Annotated in this window: 15 protein-coding genes; 5 read left to right on the top strand and 10 right to left on the bottom strand. The window is 68.8% G+C overall.

What is annotated here, in order from left to right; translation table 11 throughout:
• Positions 1 to 46 precede the first annotated feature (46 nt).
• The 4 genes from C7H84_RS13580 to C7H84_RS13565 form a co-directional block, all read right to left on the bottom strand.
• Entirely contained in the window at positions 47 to 2554 is a 2508-nt protein-coding gene (locus tag C7H84_RS13580; RefSeq protein ID WP_121859268.1) for a DNA internalization-related competence protein ComEC/Rec2, read from the bottom strand.
• 57 nt (positions 2555 to 2611) lie between these two features.
• Positions 2612 to 3400, bottom strand: coding sequence for a TatD family hydrolase (locus tag C7H84_RS13575; protein WP_121859267.1), 789 nt, complete (start codon positions 3398 to 3400; stop codon positions 2612 to 2614).
• A 64-nt stretch (positions 3401 to 3464) separates the two neighbouring features.
• Positions 3465 to 4160 carry a lipoprotein-releasing ABC transporter ATP-binding protein LolD gene (gene lolD / locus C7H84_RS13570; protein ID WP_121859266.1) on the bottom strand — a complete coding sequence of 232 codons (696 nt, stop codon included), beginning with the start codon at positions 4158 to 4160 and terminating at the stop codon, positions 3465 to 3467.
• A 55-nt stretch (positions 4161 to 4215) separates the two neighbouring features.
• Positions 4216 to 5469, bottom strand: coding sequence for a lipoprotein-releasing ABC transporter permease subunit (locus C7H84_RS13565; protein WP_121859265.1), 1254 nt, complete (start codon positions 5467 to 5469; stop codon positions 4216 to 4218).
• 161 nt (positions 5470 to 5630) lie between these two features.
• Between C7H84_RS13565 and C7H84_RS13560 the strand changes: the two genes are divergently transcribed.
• The 5 genes from C7H84_RS13560 (at position 5631) to C7H84_RS13540 (ending at position 12425) form a co-directional block, all read left to right on the top strand.
• The gene (locus C7H84_RS13560; RefSeq protein ID WP_162999275.1) at positions 5631 to 6707 is read left to right on the top strand and encodes a regulator; all 1077 of its coding nucleotides are present in this window, start codon (positions 5631 to 5633) and stop codon (positions 6705 to 6707) included.
• A 10-nt stretch (positions 6708 to 6717) separates the two neighbouring features.
• Positions 6718 to 8415 carry a single-stranded-DNA-specific exonuclease RecJ gene (gene recJ / locus C7H84_RS13555; protein ID WP_121859264.1) on the top strand — a complete coding sequence of 566 codons (1698 nt, stop codon included), beginning with the start codon at positions 6718 to 6720 and terminating at the stop codon, positions 8413 to 8415.
• Between the two features lie 184 nt (positions 8416 to 8599).
• Positions 8600 to 9704 (top strand): peptide chain release factor 2 gene (gene prfB / locus C7H84_RS13550; RefSeq protein WP_121859263.1). Its coding sequence is split into 2 segments (ribosomal slippage): positions 8600 to 8680 and positions 8682 to 9704, totalling 1104 coding nucleotides; the frame shifts between segments, so codons are not numbered across the junction.
• Positions 9705 to 9792: 88 nt separating this feature from the next.
• Positions 9793 to 11319, top strand: a complete 1527-nt coding sequence (gene lysS / locus C7H84_RS13545; RefSeq protein ID WP_121859262.1) for a lysine--tRNA ligase — start codon at positions 9793 to 9795, stop codon at positions 11317 to 11319.
• A gap of 359 nt (positions 11320 to 11678) precedes the next feature.
• The gene (locus tag C7H84_RS13540) at positions 11679 to 12425 is read left to right on the top strand and encodes a glycine zipper 2TM domain-containing protein (RefSeq protein ID WP_121859261.1); all 747 of its coding nucleotides are present in this window, start codon (positions 11679 to 11681) and stop codon (positions 12423 to 12425) included.
• Positions 12426 to 12542: 117 nt separating this feature from the next.
• On the opposite strand, the gene iscX is transcribed toward C7H84_RS13540, so the two are convergent.
• The 6 genes from iscX to iscU form a co-directional block, all read right to left on the bottom strand.
• A complete protein-coding gene (gene iscX, locus C7H84_RS13535) occupies positions 12543 to 12752 on the bottom strand; it encodes a Fe-S cluster assembly protein IscX (protein ID WP_040144569.1) in 210 nt (69 codons plus the stop codon).
• Positions 12753 to 12828: 76 nt separating this feature from the next.
• Positions 12829 to 13170: an ISC system 2Fe-2S type ferredoxin gene (fdx, locus tag C7H84_RS13530; protein ID WP_006478392.1), complete on the bottom strand. Its 342-nt coding sequence runs from the start codon at positions 13168 to 13170 to the stop codon at positions 12829 to 12831.
• 87 nt (positions 13171 to 13257) lie between these two features.
• A complete protein-coding gene (gene hscA / locus C7H84_RS13525) occupies positions 13258 to 15126 on the bottom strand; it encodes a Fe-S protein assembly chaperone HscA (protein ID WP_121859260.1) in 1869 nt (622 codons plus the stop codon).
• A gap of 54 nt (positions 15127 to 15180) precedes the next feature.
• Entirely contained in the window at positions 15181 to 15708 is a 528-nt protein-coding gene (hscB, locus tag C7H84_RS13520; RefSeq protein ID WP_121859347.1) for a Fe-S protein assembly co-chaperone HscB, read from the bottom strand.
• A gap of 94 nt (positions 15709 to 15802) precedes the next feature.
• Positions 15803 to 16126, bottom strand: a complete 324-nt coding sequence (gene iscA, locus C7H84_RS13515) for an iron-sulfur cluster assembly protein IscA (protein WP_012492710.1) — start codon at positions 16124 to 16126, stop codon at positions 15803 to 15805.
• Positions 16127 to 16188: 62 nt separating this feature from the next.
• Positions 16189 to 16596, bottom strand: a complete 408-nt coding sequence (gene iscU, locus C7H84_RS13510) for a Fe-S cluster assembly scaffold IscU (RefSeq protein WP_009691729.1) — start codon at positions 16594 to 16596, stop codon at positions 16189 to 16191.
• Positions 16597 to 16660: the final 64 nt, after the last annotated feature.

Below are 16660 nucleotides of genomic sequence, written 5' to 3'. Positions count from 1 at the left end.
TTTGTCGGTCCCGTCTTTTCTTTCTTGCCGCGTGCCGGCGCGCCGCTCACTGGTCCATCCAGTAGCGGCGCTGCGCATCGCGATAGCGCTCGAATTCGAAACCGCCGGCCGCCGGCGCGACGTCGAACCGCACGGCCCCGTCGCGATCGGTGCGCGGCAGCGGAATCCCGCGTGCGTCGTAGCGCGCTAGGACCGTCCGGTGCGGATGCCCGAAGCGATTGCGATAGCCTACAGGAAATACCGCGACGCGCGGCCCGACCGAATCGAGGAAAGGCTCGACCGACGACGTGCGGCTGCCGTGATGCGGCACGACCAGAATCTGCGCGGCCAGTGCGTCGCGCGCGTCGGCCACGAGCCGCCGCTCGGCACGTGCCTCGATGTCGCCCGTCAGCAGCGCCGACGTGCCGCCCGCGTCGATGCGCAGCACGCACGATCGCTCGTTCGAAGGGCCCGCGCCCGCCACGCGCGGTGGCCACAGCATCGTGAACGCGACGCCGTCCCAGGTCCACCGCTGCCCGGCCGCGCAATGCAGCCGATCGGCCACGCCGGCCGCCTGCGCGTCGCGCCACAGCCGATGCGCGGGCGCAATGCCGGCGAGCAGCTGGCGCACCTCGGCGGCCGCATAGACGGCCGCCGCGCCGCCCGCGTGATCGGCGTCCGCATGACTGAGCACGAGCGCATCGACGGTCCGGATTCCACGTGCGCGCAACGACGGCGCCACGATCCGCGCCCCGGCATGGGTCGACTCCTCGCCCGGCCCCGCATCGAACAGCAGCGTATGTCGCGCGGTCTCGACCAGTACCGACGCGCCCTGCCCGACGTCGAGCACGGTCAACCGGAAGCCACCCGGCGGCGGCGCATCGGGCGCCGGCGCGATCAGCGGCAGCCATGTGATCGGTGCCGCCCAGCGCAACGGCCAGCCGCGCGGCATCAAGATCCATACGACACCGACGCATGCGAGCGCCAGCACCGGCCAGTCCGGCATGCGCAGCCAGAATACGCCGGCCGGCCAGTCGGCGAGATGCCGCAGCAGCGTCATCATCGGTTCGAGCGCCGCGTGCGCGAGCCGGAATGCATACGCGTCGAGCGGCGCGGGCAACCCGATCCCGGCGAGCACGATCGGCGTCACGACGGAGCTGACCCACGGAATCGCGAACGCATTGCCGAACGGGCCCGATACGGAGATCTGCGCGAACCACGCGGCCGTCAGCGGCGCGAGACCGATCGTCACCGCGTACTGCACGCGCGTCGCTTCCTCGATACGACGCCAGGCACGCCGGCACCGCGTGCGCAGCCAGCGCCAACGGTCGATCGGGTCCGCGCCGTCCGCCGCACTGCCGCCGCCGTCGTGGCCTTCGCCGCCGTCGAATTCGCGCACCGCGCGCCAGCCCGCCACCGCCATCAGGATCACGGCGACCGCGCCGAACGACAGCCAGAACCCCGCCGACAGCACCGCCCACGGATCGGCAAGCAGCACGCCGCCGAGCGCCGCGCACAGCACCGCGGACGTCGGCACGCTGCGTCCGGCCAGGTACGCTGCCGCACCGGCCGCGATCATCCACCACGCGCGCTGCGCCGGCACGTTGAAGCCGGCCAGCGCCGCGTAGCCGGCAGCGGCCGCCAACGCCGCAAGGGAAGCCACGTAGGGCGCCGGCACCATCAGCGCGGCCGCACGTGCGCGCCAGCGCAGACGCCGCCAGACCATCGACGCGATCCCGCCCGCGAGCGCGCCGACGAGCCCGACGTGCAGGCCCGAAATCGCGACCAGATGGCTCGTGCCGGTGTTGCGCAACACGCGCCAGTCGTCGTCGCCGATGCCGGATTGATCGCCGACCGCGAGCGCGGTCACGATGCCGCGATGGCGCGCGGTGCCGCCGAGCGCGGCGCCGATCCGCGTGCGCAACGCGTCGCGCAGCCGATCGACCGACGCGCGCCATCCCGATGCGCGCGCATCGAGCAGCGCCGCGCGCTCGGGCGCGACGACATAGCCGATCGCGCGAATGCCCGCGGCGAGCCATGCAGCCTCGCTGTCGCGCACGCCGGGATTCGCCTCGGCATGCGGGCGCTTCAGGCGCACGACGAGACGCCAGCGCTGCCCCGCGCGCCAATCGGGCATCGCGTCGCGCGCGGCGGGCGCACGGTACGCGCGCCACGACAACCGGATCACGGGAGGAAAACGGGCCAGCCGCGCGTCGTTCGATTCGACCGCGAACAGCAGTCGCGCACCGGTGTCGTCGATCACCGGCAACCCGCGGATCACGCCGGTGACGACGATGTCGCGCCCTTCCCGTTCGACGGGCAGGCTGTCACGCAGCCGCCATTCGGCACGCGCGGCCGCGTAGCCGAAGCCGATCGCACCGGCGACGCTTGCGCACAGCATCCAGCGCAGCACGACGATCGCGCGGGTTCGCGCGCGCCGCGCACACCATGCGAGCAGCACCCCACATCCGGCCAGCACGGCCGCCCCGCCCAGCCAGCCGCCCGCGCCCGGCAACGCCGCCTGCCGCTGCAGCACGACGACGCCGAGCGCGAACGCGATCCACCACACGCGCATCGCGCCTCCTCGTCGACCTGGCGCCGTCGTGATCGAGACGGCGCCTTCCGGCAACGATTATGCGGACGAAAGTGCGAGACGCGGCAGCGCGGCGCGCGCGTTAGCCGTTGTGGATAGGGACAGCGCGTGCGCGTCGATCCCGCGCAGTTCCGCGAGAACGGTGCCGATGCGCGGCACCTGGTCGGGCGCGTTGCGGGATTTGTACGCCCACTCGGGCGCGATGTCGGGGGCGTCCGTCTCGACGACGATCGCATCGAGCGGCAATTGCTCGGCGAGCCGGCGAATCTGCCGCGCGCGTTCGAACGTCACGTTGCCGCCGAAACCGAGATGCAGCCCCTGCGCGAGATACGCGTCGGCCTGCTGGAAACTGCCGTTGAATGCATGCGCGATACCGCGCCGCACGCCGAAGCGGCGCAGCCCGGCGAGCACGCGATCCTGCGACTTGCGCACGTGGCACAGCACCGGCAGGTCGAATTCGCGCGCGAGCTTGAGCTGCCCCTGATAGAAGAATTGCTGCCGTTCTTCGTCGAGCCCCGGCACGAAGTAGTCGAGCCCGATCTCGCCGATCGCGACGAAGCGCGGATCGTCGAGGCTCGCCTCGATCTCCATCCGCAGCCGGTCGAGATCCTCGTCGCGCGCATGCGGCGTGAAGAGCGGATGGATGCCGAGCGCATAGACCGCGCCCGGCGTGCGCTGCGCGAGCTCGCGCACCGTCGTGAAGTTGTCGCGCCCGACGCTCGGGATCACGATGCGCGACACGCCGGCCGCGCGCGCCGCCTGGGCGACCGCGTCGCGATCGGCGTCGAACTCGGCGGCATCGAGATGGCAATGCGTATCGATCCACATGTCGGCTTTCCTCACCCTCGCGGCGCGCCCGGGCATGGCCGGGTAGCGCGGCGAAGGCGTTGGTTCACACCGGCAGCGCCGGCTCCTCGTGCAGCACGCCGTCGCGCAGGCGCATGATGCGGTCGCAGCGCGCGGCGAGCTCGGGATCGTGCGTGACGATCACGAAGCTCGTTTCGAGCGTCTCGGACAACTCGAGCATCAGGTTGAACACCGTGTCGGCCGTCGTGCCGTCGAGGTTGCCGGTCGGCTCGTCGGCAAGCACGCAGGCCGGCTTCGTCACCAGCGCGCGCGCGATCGCCACGCGCTGCCGCTCGCCGCCCGACAGCTCGCCCGGCCGATGCTTCGCACGCGGACCGAGACCGACACGTTCGAGCATCGCTTGTGCCTGCTCGCGTGCATCCTCGGTCGTCATCCGGCGGATGCGCAGCGGCATCGCGACGTTGTCGAGCGCGGTGAACTCCGGCAGCAGGTGGTGGAATTGATAGACGAAGCCCAGCGCGCGATTGCGCAGCTCGTTGCGCTCGCGCTCGGCGAGCTGCGTAAACGGCTTGCCGAGCAGCGATACTTCGCCCGCGCTCGGTTCGTCGAGGCCGCCCAGCACGTGCAGCAGCGTGCTCTTGCCGGAGCCCGACGCACCGACGATCGCGAGCTTTTCGCCGCGCCGCACCGTCAGCTCGGCGTTGTTGAGCACCTGCACGTTGAAGCCGCCCTGCACGAAGGCCTTCGTGATCCCGCGCGCCTGAAGCACGTATTCCTGCATACCTGCCGAATCCTGTCTGATGGGTTGTCGTGTATCCGCGAATGCGGTCGCGCGGTCATTCATAGCGCAGCGCCTCCGCCGGCTTCACCTTCGCGCCGCGCCAGCTCGGATAGAGCGTCGCCACAGCCGACAGCACGAACGCGATCAGGCCGATCTTGATGACATCGCCCGCGACGAGCTCGGACGGCAGCTCGCTGATGAAGTACACCGACGGCGGCAGGAACTGCACGCCGAACAAATGCTCGATCATCGGGATCAGCCACGGGATGCTCCACGCGATCAGGCAGCCGAGCGCGACGCCCGACGCGGTGCCGACGAAGCCGATCGTCACGCCCTGCACGACGAAGATCGTCATGATCGAGCCCGGCTGCGCGCCGAGCGTGCGCAGGATCGCGATGTCGGCCTGCTTGTTGGTCACCGTCATCACGAGCGACGACACGAGGTTGAACGCGGCCACCGCGATGATCAGCGTGAGGATGATGAACATCATCCGCTTCTCGATCTGCACGGCCGAGAACCACGTCTTGTTCTGCTGGGTCCAGTCGCGGATGTACAGGCTTCCCGACAGCGTATGCGACAGCTCGATCGCGACCTGCGGCGCCTTCTGCATGTCGGTGAGCCGCAGCCGCACGCCGGTCGGCGCGGACATCCGGAACAGCGCCTCGGCGTCGCGGATGTTGATCATCGCGAGCGTGCTGTCGTATTCGTAGTGGCCCGATTCGAACACGCCGACGACCGTGAACTGCTTGAGCCGCGGCATCATCCCGGCCGGCGTGATCGTGCCTTCGGGCGCGACCAGCGTGACCTTGTCCCCGACCGTCACGCCGAGGTTGCCCGCGAGCGCGTCGCCGAGCACGATGCCGAACTGGCCCGGCACGAGCGCCGCGAGCTGGCCGCCCTTCATGTCCTTGCCGATGTCCGACACCTGCGGTTCGAGCGACGGCTCGACGCCGCGCAGCATCACGCCGCTCACCGCGTCCTGGCGCGTGAGCAGCGCCTGCGCGTCGACGTACGGCGCCGCGCCGGTCACCGACGGATTGCGGCGCGCTTCCTGCGCGGTCAGTTGCCAGTCGGGCATCGAGCCGGTCGGCGAGAACACCTCGACGTGCGCGAGCACCGACAGCATGCGGTCGCGCACCTCCTTCTGGAAGCCGTTCATCACGGACAGCACGACGATCAGCGCCGCGACGCCGAGCGCGATGCCGAGCATCGACACGAGCGCGATGAAGGAAATGAAGCCGTTACCGGTCGTGCGTTTGCCGGCGCGCGTATAGCGCCAGCCGATCTGCCATTCGTACGGAAGTTTCAAGCGAATCCTTTCTGCTGGTTACGGCGGGGATGGCGGCCTGCGGCCTGCCGCCCGGGCGCGGTCCAAAAAAGCGGTCGCCGGACGCGGGCAGGCCCGATCTGGCTCGATCGCACCGGCCCGGACCGTCAGCCGGCCCGATCACGCGCGCAGTTTGCCATACAATGCGCACCATCATGCACGACCGACGCCTCCATTTTCTCGTTCCGTTCGCGCTGCCGTCGGCGGCCGATGCGGGCTCGTCCCTGCACACGCTGGACAGTCCCGCGCTCGAAAAGTTGCTCGCCCGCGCGAGCCTCGTCGAGCGCGTGGCCGGCGAGGACTTCCAGCGCACGCTGCCGCACGAGCGCTGGCTGGCCCGCCAGTTCGGCGCGACCCAGGGCAACGCCGCCGACGAGGCGCCGCTCGCGCCCTACATGCTGCTGGCCGACGGCGGCGAGCCCGGCACGCAGGCCTGGGCGTGCGTCGAGCCCGTTCACGTGGAAATCGCGCACGATCACCTCGTGCTCGTCGATCCGGCAAGCCTCTCGCTCGACGACGGCGACGCCGCCGCGCTGCTCGCGGTCGCGCGCCCGCTGATCGAAGAGCTCGGCGTGCGGCTCGAAGCGCCGCAGCCGGCGCGGTGGTACCTGTCCAGCGAGCAGCTCGCCCGCCTCGCCGGCGCCGCGCCGCTGCGCGCGAGCGGGCGCAACATCGAAATCTGGCTGCCGCACGAGGCGCACACCGGCGAACGTTCGCGGATGTGGATGAAGCTGCAGAACGAAGTGCAGATGGCGTGGTTCCAGCATCCGGTCAACGAGGCGCGCGAAGCGCGCGGGTTGCCGGCCGTCAATTCGATCTGGTTCCATGCGCAAGGCACGCTGAAACCGGTCGGCAAGCCATTCGCGCGCGTGCTGTCCGCGTCGCCCGCGGCGCTCGGCCTCGCGCGCGCCGCGCAGGCCGAGGCCGGCGCGGTGCCGGCCGCGTTCGGCGCGCTGCCGGCCGCCGCCGGCGCGACGCTGGTCGAGCTGCCGGCGCTGTCCACCCCGTTCATCGAACAGGACTGGGCACGCTGGCACGATGCGCTCGCCGCGCTCGAGCGCGACTGGTTCGCGCCGTCCCTCGCCGCGTTGCGCAACGGCGAGCTGGCCGGCGTCGACTTCACGCTGTGCGGCGACACCAGCTCCGTGACGCTGCACGCGACGCGCGGCGACCTGCGCAAGTTCTGGCGCCGCCGCGCGCTGGCATCCCTGTTCGAATAACCCGACCTGTATGACCCGGATAGTTACCCGCCCCGTCGCGCCCGCCGACGCCGAAGTGCTCGCGCGCCACGGCCTGCATCCCGTCCTCGCGCGCCTGTATGCGTCGCGCGGCGTGCAGTCCCCGACCGACATCGAAACCGCGCTCGCGCGCCTCGTGCCGCCCACCGAACTGAAGGGCTGCGCGGACGCCGCGACGCTGCTCGCCGACGCGATCGCCGACCAGCGGCGCCTGCTGGTCGTCGCCGACTACGACTGCGACGGCGCGACCGCCTGCGCGGTCGCGGTGCGCGGCCTGCGGATGTTCGGCGCGCAGATCGACTACCTGGTGCCGAACCGCTTCGAATACGGCTACGGGCTCACGCCCGAGATCGTCGAACTCGCGGCCGCCCGCAAGCCCGACCTGCTGATCACCGTCGACAACGGGATCGCAAGCGTCGCGGGCGTCGACGCCGCGAACGCGCGCGGCATCGACGTGCTCGTGACCGACCACCACTTGCCCGGCGACGCGCTGCCCGCCGCGCGCGCGATCGTCAACCCGAACCAGCCCGGCTGCGCGTTCCCGAGCAAGCACATCGCCGGCGTCGGCGTGATGTTCTACGTGCTGCTCGCGCTGCGCGCCGAGCTGCGCCGCCGCGGCGCGTTCGCGAGCAAGGAAGCCGAGCCGCGCCTCGACGGGCTGCTCGACCTCGTCGCGCTCGGCACCGTCGCCGACGTGGTGCGGCTCGACGGCAACAACCGCGTGCTCGTCGCGCAGGGCCTGCAGCGCATTCGCAACGGCCGCATGCAGCCGGGCATCGCCGCGCTGTTCCGCGCCGCCGCCCGCGACGCGCGCACCGCGTCCGGCTTCGACCTCGGTTTCGGGCTCGGCCCGCGCCTGAACGCCGCCGGGCGGCTCTCCGACATGTCGCTCGGGATCGAATGCCTGATCACCGACGACATCGGCCGCGCGTGGGACCTCGCGCAGCAGCTCGACGTGATGAACCGCGAGCGCCGCGAGATCGAAGCCGGCATGCAGCAGCAGGCGCTCGCCGATCTCGCCGACGTCGACCCGGCCGACGCCTGCACGATCACGCTGTTCAATCCCGAATGGCACCAGGGCGTGATCGGCATCGTCGCGGGGCGGCTCAAGGAGAAATTCCACCGCCCGTCGTTCACGTTCGCGCATGCGGACGAAGCCGGCACGCGGGTCAAGGGCTCGGGCCGCTCGATTCCCGGCTTCCACCTGCGCGATGCGCTCGACCTCGTGTCCAAGCGCGAGCCCGACCTGATCGTCGCGTTCGGCGGCCACGCGATGGCGGCCGGCCTCACGCTCGACACCGACAACGTGCCGCGCTTCGCAACGGCGTTCGAGGCGGTTGCGCGCGAGTGGCTGTCCGACGACGCGCTCGCCCGCGTGATCGAAACCGACGGCGAACTCGAGGAAGCGTATTTCACGCCGCAGTTCGTCGGGCTGCTCGACGAAGCCGTCTGGGGCCAGGGCTTTCCGGCCCCGCTTTTCTCCGGCGAGTTCGACGTCGTGTCGCAGTCGCTCGTGAAGGAGAAGCACCTGAAGCTGCAGCTCGCGCGCGGCCGCCAGCGCTTCAACGCGATCTGGTTCAACCACACCGAGCCGCTGCCCGCGAGCGCGCTGATCGCGTACCGCCTCGTGGCCGACACGTGGAACGGCGTGACGCGCGTGCAACTGGTCGTCGAGCACGCGGCCGGCTGAGGGTCGGCCCGCAAGCCGACCGGCCGTCCGGCCGCTCAACCACCCCGCCCGCCACGTGCGCGGGCCGCATGCGCGCCGCCCCGACGGGGCCGCGGCGCGCATGCAAGCACACTCCGCGTCACCGGGAAACCCCGCCGATCGGCTATAATTCCGCTTTTTTACGAAGCAAGAATAGCGAACGATCATGGAAGCGGAACGTCTCAACGCGATCGAAAGCTCCCTGCTCGACCTGCGCACGCGCGCGGGCGAGCTCCGGGGGTATCTTTGACTACGACGCCAAATCTGCGCGTCTGATCGAAGTCAACAAGGAACTCGAAGACCCGAACGTCTGGAACGATTCGAAGAACGCCCAGGCACTCGGCCGCGAGAAGAAGCTGCTCGAAGGCGTCGTCACGACGCTGACGGCGCTCGATAGCGACCTGCGCGATGCGCTCGACCTGTTCGAGCTCGCACGCGAGGAAGGCGACGAAGACACCCTCATCGCGTCGGAAGAAGACGCCGCGAAGCTCGAGGCACGCGTCGGCGACATCGAGTTCCGCCGGATGTTCTCGAACCCGGCCGACCCGAACAACTGCTTCATCGACATCCAGGCCGGCGCCGGCGGCACCGAGGCGTGCGACTGGGCGTCGATGCTGCTGCGCCAGTACCTGCGCTACTGCGAGCGCAAGGGCTTCAAGGCCGAAGTGCTGGAAGAATCCGACGGCGACGTCGCCGGCATCAAGAACGCGACGATCAAGGTGTCGGGCGAATACGCGTACGGCTTCCTGCGCACCGAGACGGGCATCCACCGCCTCGTGCGCAAGTCGCCGTTCGACTCGTCGGGCGGCCGCCACACGTCGTTCTCGTCGGTGTTCGTGTATCCGGAAATCGACGACTCCATCGAAGTCGAGGTCAACCCGGCCGACCTGCGCATCGACACGTACCGCGCATCGGGCGCGGGCGGCCAGCACATCAACAAGACCGACTCGGCCGTGCGGATCACGCACATGCCGACCGGTATCGTCGTGCAGTGCCAGAACGACCGCTCGCAGCACCGCAACCGTGCCGAAGCGATGGCCATGCTGAAGTCGCGGCTGTACGAAGCCGAGATGCGCAAGCGCCAGGCCGAACAGGACAAGCTCGAATCGAGCAAGACCGATGTGGGCTGGGGCCACCAGATCCGCTCGTACGTGCTCGACCAGAGCCGCGTGAAGGACCTGCGCACGAACGTCGAAATGAGCAACACGAGAGCCGTCCTCGACGGCGATCTCGACGACTTCATCAGCGCGAGCCTCAAACAGGGCGTGTAAGCGCCGCGGCGCGGCCTCTCCGGCCGCGCCGCCGTTCCCGTTGAGTTGCCGCACCTACTCCGCGCACCTACTCCGAATTCCGACCATCATGACCGAATCGACCCAAACGCAGCCCGCCGTCGCGGCGGACGAAAACCAGATCATCGCCGAGCGCCGCGAGAAGCTGCGCGCGTTGCGCGAGCAAGGCATCGCCTATCCGAACGATTTCCGGCCGACGCACCACGCCGCCGATCTCCAGGTGAAATTCGCCGACTCGGACAAGGCCGCGCTCGAAGCAAACGAGGTCGAGGTGTCGGTCGCCGGCCGCATGATGCTCAAGCGCGTGATGGGCAAGGCGAGCTTCGCGACGGTGCAGGACGGTTCGGGCCAGATCCAGTTCTTCGTGACGCCGAACGACGTCGGCGCGGAAACCTACGACGCGTTCAAGAAGTGGGACCTGGGCGATATCGTCGCCGCCCGCGGCGTGCTGTTCCGCACCAACAAGGGCGAGCTGTCGGTCCAGTGCAAGGAGCTGCGCCTGCTGTCGAAGGCGCTGCGTCCGCTGCCGGACAAGTTCCACGGCCTCGCCGACCAGGAAATGCGCTATCGCCAGCGCTACGTCGACCTGATCGTCACGCCGGAAACGCGCGACACGTTCCGCGCACGCACCAAGACCATCGCGTCGATCCGCAAGTTCATGGACAACGCCGAGTTCATGGAAGTCGAGACGCCGATGCTGCACCCGATCCCGGGCGGCGCCGCGGCCAAGCCGTTCGTCACGCATCACAACGCGCTCGACATGCAGATGTTCCTGCGTATCGCGCCGGAGCTGTACCTGAAGCGCCTGATCGTCGGCGGCTTCGAACGCGTGTTCGAGATCAACCGCAACTTCCGGAACGAAGGCGTGTCGCCGCGCCACAATCCGGAATTCACGATGATGGAGTTCTACGCCGCGTACACCGATTACCGCTGGCTGATGGACTTCACCGAGCAGCTGATCCGCCAGGCGGCGATCGATGCGCTCGGCACCGCGACGATCCAGTACCAGGGCCGTGAGCTCGACCTCGCGAAACCGTTCCACCGCCTGACGATCACGCAGGCGATCCAGAAGTACGCGCCGCAGTACACCGACGGCCAGCTGTCGGACGACGCGTTCCTGCGTTCCGAACTGAAGCGCCTCGGCGTGGACGTGTCGCAGCCGGCCTTCCTGAACGCCGGGATCGGCGCACTGCAGCTCGCGCTGTTCGAGGAAACCGCCGAATCGCAGCTGTGGGAGCCGACCTACATCATCGACTACCCGGTCGAGGTGTCGCCGCTCGCACGCGCATCGGATACGGTGCCGGGCATCACCGAGCGTTTCGAGCTGTTCATGACCGGCCGCGAGATCGCGAACGGCTTCTCGGAGCTGAACGATCCGGAAGACCAGGCCGCGCGCTTCAAGAAGCAGGTCGAACAGAAGGATGCCGGCGACGAGGAAGCGATGTTCTTCGACGCCGACTACATCCGCGCGCTCGAGCACGGCATGCCGCCGACCGGCGGTTGCGGGATCGGCATCGACCGCCTCGTGATGCTGCTAACCGACAGCCCGACGATCCGCGACGTGCTGCTGTTCCCGCACCTGCGCCGCGAAGACTGACGGCCGGATCCGCGTGCGCGCCGCCCCCTTGCGGCGCGCACGCGTTCAGCTTTGTAACCACGCGTAAATCCCGCCAGCCGGCGCTCTCCGGCTTTCGATCCTCCCCCGTTTTATTCCCTCGTCGCGACGGCCTCCTGCGGGTTTTCCCCGGGTTTTCCCGGTAGCAAGCGCCGCTCCCGCGCTGCAATTCGTTACACCTTGATACGGCACCGCCCTCGCCCGTGAACGACACTCCTGTTGCGTCACCACGCATGACAACGGGACCAGAACGCGGCGCAGGAACGCCAAGTCTGCTCGCTCCCGAGCGTGGGATCCGGCCCGCGCCACCCGGCGAAACCGGATCGACACCGGAGAACAAAATGGACAACCAGAATCAGACCACGCCGCAAAAGCAACGCCTGCATCCGCTGATCGCCACCGCGGCAGGCGCCGTCATCGTCGCGAGCCTCGCGGCCACCGCCGCGATCACGGGCATCTTCCCGAAGGCCAGCAGCAACAACGCGCAGAACGGCCAGACCCAGGCCGCGCTGATCGCGTCGCAGCCGGCCGTCGATACCGCCGCAGCTGCCAGCGCCGCGCTCGCCGCGCAAGCGCAGCAACAGGCGGCAGAACAGGCCGCGCAGCAGAAACTGGCAGCCGAGAAAGCCGAGAAGGCGGCCGCCGCGCAGGCCGAACCGAAGCCCGCGCCGCGCCCGGTGCACCGCCGCCATACGCCGGCGCCGCAGCCTCCGCAATACGCTCAACAGCCGTCCGCGCCCGCGCAGCCGACCTATTGCCAGAACTGCGGCACGATCGTCGCGATCACCCAGTCGCGTACGCCGGGCCAGAGCTCGGGGATCGGCGCGGTCGGCGGCGCAGCGGCCGGCGGCCTGCTCGGCAACCAGTTCGGCCACGGCAACGGCCGCACCGCGATGACGATCATTGGCGCGCTCGGCGGCGGTCTCGCCGGCAACCAGGTCGAGAAGCAGGTACGCGCGGAAACCGACTACGAGGTGCAGGTCCAGATGGAAAGCGGCGCGACGCGCACGTTCACGTACCACAACCCGCCGCCGTTCGGCCAGGGCCAGCGCGTGCGGATCGAGAACGGCACGCTGGTCGGCGCGTAACCGCGCAACACGACTTGCCGGGCGGTCACTGCACCGCACCGGCGGAAATGAAAAAGGCTCGTGACGCGTCACGAGCCTTTTCTTTATGCGGGAACCCGGCGGGCGCCGGCGCGAACCTCAGTCTTCGTCGTCGAAATCGGATTCGTCGATCCAGTGGGCCTGGATTGCTTCGAGAATCTTCTCGCCCGAGTGAGCCGGATCGTCGGTAAAGCCGTCGAGCTCGATGACCCACTGGCGCAGGTCGACGAAATTGATCCGCTGCGGATCGACGTCCGGATGCTTGTCTGCCAGCGCGATGGCGATCTCGCGCGAATCGGTCCACTTCATGGCCTGCTCTCCCGTGTAGTCGACGAGCCCGTCGAGCGCGGCGCGTGTCGTGCGCGCCGCCCGACCCGCCGATCCGTCAGTGATTTTCCTTCGCGTGGTTGATCGAGTACTTCGGGATCTCGACCACCAGGTCCGAATCTTCCTTCACGATCGCCTGGCACGACAGACGCGACGTCGGCTCGAGGCCCCATGCCTTGTCGAGGAGGTCGTCTTCGTCCTCCTCGGACGGCGTGAGATCGTTGAAGCCCTCGCGGATCACCACGTGGCAGGTCGTGCATGCGCACGACTTCTCGCATGCATGCTCGATCTCGATGCCGTGATCGAGCAGGTTGTCGCAAATACTCTTGCCGGGCGTCGCGTCGATCACTGCGCCGTCCGGGCACAGTTCGACGTGAGGCAGCACCACCAGTTGAGGCATGTCCGTTCCGTCAGTCAGGTGCGGCGGCTCGCGCCGCACGGTTCAATATCGCGCGGGCCGTCGCCGGCCCGCGTGTACGTCGTTCGTTCAGATCTCGTCGAGCCGGCGGCCCGACAGTGCGCGCTTGATGCTCTTGTCCATCCGGCGCGCCGCGAATTCGTCGGTGCCGTCGGCCAGCGCCTTGGTCGCCGCTTCGATCGCGTGCGCGTCGTCGCCCTGGGCGATCGCGCGCAGCGCCGCGACCAGCGTGTCGACCTGCGTACGCTCGGCGTCGTCGAGCAGTTCGCCGTCGGCCGCCAGCGCGGCCTGCGTCGCCTCGATCATCCGCTCGGCCTCGACCTGCGCTTCGCGCAGCGCGCGTGCGCGCATGTCGATCTCGGCGGTCTTGAAGCTGTCCTCGAGCATCTTCGCGATGTCGTCGTCGGCCAGGCCGTACGACGGCTTCACGACGACCGACGCCTCGACGCCCGAATGCTGTTCGCGCGCGAACACCGACAACAGCCCGTCCGCATCGACCTGATAGGTCACGCGGATGCGCGCCGCACCGGCCGTCATCGGCGGGATGCCGCGCAGCTCGAAGCGCGCGAGCGACCGGCAGTCGGCGACGAGCTCGCGCTCGCCCTGGACGACGTGGATCGCCATCGCGGTCTGACCGTCCTTGAAGGTCGTGAATTCCTGCGCGCGGGCGATCGGAATGGTCGAATTGCGCGGAATGATCTTCTCGACGAGGCCGCCCATCGTCTCGACGCCGAGCGACAGCGGGATCACGTCGAGCAGCAGCCAGTCGTCGCCGCTGCCGCGATTGCCGGCGAGCAGGTCGGCCTGGATCGCCGCGCCGAGCGCGACGACCTGGTCCGGATCGAGATTGACGAGCGGCGGCTGGCCGAAATGCTTCGCGACGGCCTCGCGGATCACCGGCATGCGCGTCGCCCCGCCGACGAGCACGACACCCTTGATGTCGGCCGGCGTGACCTGCGCGTCGCGCAGCGCCTTGCGGGTCGGCGTCAGCGTACGCTGCACGAGCGGCTCGACGAGCGTGGCGAACGTGTCGTGCGAGATCGTCTGCACGAGGTGCGCACCGCTCGACAGCGTCACGTCGAGCGACGCCTGCGGCGCCGACGACAGCGCTTCCTTCAGCACGCGCACGCGATCGAGCAGCAGACGCACGTCTTCGGGGGCGAGCGCGTTCGCGTCGATACCGGCCTGCGCGAGCACGTGATCGAACAGCGCATGGTCGAAATCGTCGCCGCCGAGCGCGGAATCGCCGCCCGCGGCGAGCACTTCGAACACGCCCTTCGTCAGCTTCAGGATCGACAGGTCGAACGTGCCGCCGCCGAGGTCGTACACCGCGTAGAGGCCTTCGGCCGCGTTGTCGAGACCGTAGGCGATCGCGGCGGCGGTCGGTTCGTTCAGCAGGCGCAGCACGTTCAGGCCCGCGAGCCGCGCGGCGTCCTTCGTCGCCTGGCGCTGCGCATCGTCAAAGTACGCGGGCACCGTGATCACCGCGCCGACCAGCTCGTCGCCGAGCGTGTCTTCCGCGCGGTAACGCAGCGTCGCGAGAATCTCGGCCGACACTTCGACCGGGCTCTTCACGCCGTCGATCGTGCGGATCTGCACCATGCCCGGCGCATCGACGAATTCGTACGGCGCGTTCGCCGCGCCTTCGACCTCGGCCTTGCCGCGGCCCATGAAGCGCTTGACCGACACGATCGTGTTGCGCGGATCGGTCGCGGCCTGCTCCTTCGCTTCGTGACCGATGCGGCGGCCGCCCTTCTCCAGATAACGGACCACCGACGGCAGCAGCGCGCGGCCCGCCTCGTCCGGCAGCACTTCGGGCACGCTGTTGCGCACGGCGGCGACGAGCGAGTTCGTCGTGCCGAGATCGATCCCGACAGCGAGTCGCCGCTGGTGCGGCGCCGGCGCCATGCCCGGTTCGGAAATTTGCAGTAAAGCCATCTTGGTTGGTTCGGGCGCTCGGCCCGTTTGCTGCGCGTGCCGCGAGGCACGCGGTTAAGTTTCGAGGCGCTCGATCTGCGCGCCCACTTCCGACGCGACCCGTTCGATGAACATCAGCTGGCGCACGGCTTCGGCAGCGGCCTGGTCGGCGGCGCTGTCGAGCAGCGTGCCGAGGCGCTCGAGGCGCACGCGCTTTTCGTCGCGCAACTCGGCGAGCAGCGCATCGAGCGCATCGACGTTGCGGGCGGCCGCGGCATCCTCGATACCTTCGCGCCATTCCATCTGCTGCATCAGGAACGCCGGCTCCATCGCGGTGTTGTTTTCCGCACCGATGTCGACGCCGCGCAGCGCCAGCAGATAGGTCGCGCGCTTCAGCGGATCGCGCAGCGTGCGATAGGCTTCATTCGCACGCGTCGCCCATTGCATCGCGATGCGCTTTTGCGCGTCGCCGGCCGCCGCGAAGCGGTCGGGGTGCACCTGCGTCTGCACCGTGCGATACGCGCTGTCGAGCGCCGCCTCGTCGAGCGCGAATTGCGCCGGCAGGTGAAACAGGTCGAAGTGGCTGTCTTTCAGCGAAACCATCGTCGCGTTCAATTCCGGTTCGTCGCGCGGCAAACGCCGCACATTAAAAAGGCGGCCCGTGCCGCCTCTTGCCCGCATCGCGCGGAAGCCCGCGTCACACGCGGAACGATTCGCCGCAACCGCACTCGTCCTTCACGTTCGGGTTGTTGAACTTGAACCCTTCGTTCAGGCCTTCGCGCGCGAAATCGAGCTCGGTGCCGTCGATGTATGCGAGGCTCTTCGGGTCGACGATGACCTTCACGCCATGGCTCTCGAACACCTGATCCTCGGGAGCCAGCTCGTCGACATACTCGAGCTTGTACGCGAGTCCCGAGCACCCGGTCGTGCGAACGCCAAGCCGCAGGCCCATACCCTTGCCGCGACGGACGAGGTATTTCTGCACGTGCTGTGCTGCTTTTTCGGTCAGTGTAATTGCCATGATGTCCTTGCCGCGGCGCGCCCACAGGGCCCGCCGCGTTCCTTCACAAGCCGCTCGATGCGTCAGGCAGCTGCCTGGTCGCCTTCCTTGGTGTCGTGGCGCTTCTTGTAGTCGGCCACGGCTGCCTTGATCGCGTCTTCCGCGAGAATCGAGCAGTGAATCTTCACCGGCGGCAGGGCCAGCTCTTCGGCGATCTGCGTGTTCTTGATCGACAGCGCCTCGTCGAGCGTCTTGCCCTTCACCCATTCGGTCACGAGCGAGCTCGACGCGATGGCCGAACCGCAGCCGTACGTCTTGAACTTCGCGTCTTCGATCACGCCGTCCGCACCGACGCGGATCTGCAGCTTCATCACGTCGCCGCAGGCCGGCGCGCCGACCATGCCCGTACCGACCGCATCGTCGTCTTTCGCGAACGAACCGACGTTACGCGGGTTTTCGTAGTGATCCAGAACCTTGTTGCTGTATGACATGACTCAAACTCCTTGACTCGTTACGTCTGCGTGCGCAAATCCGCCCGCGAATGTATTCAATGCG

The sequence above is a fragment of the Burkholderia sp. Nafp2/4-1b genome (assembly GCF_003635165.1).
Classification (GTDB): domain Bacteria; phylum Pseudomonadota; class Gammaproteobacteria; order Burkholderiales; family Burkholderiaceae; genus Burkholderia.
This window is presented reverse-complemented; position numbering and strand designations above follow the sequence as displayed.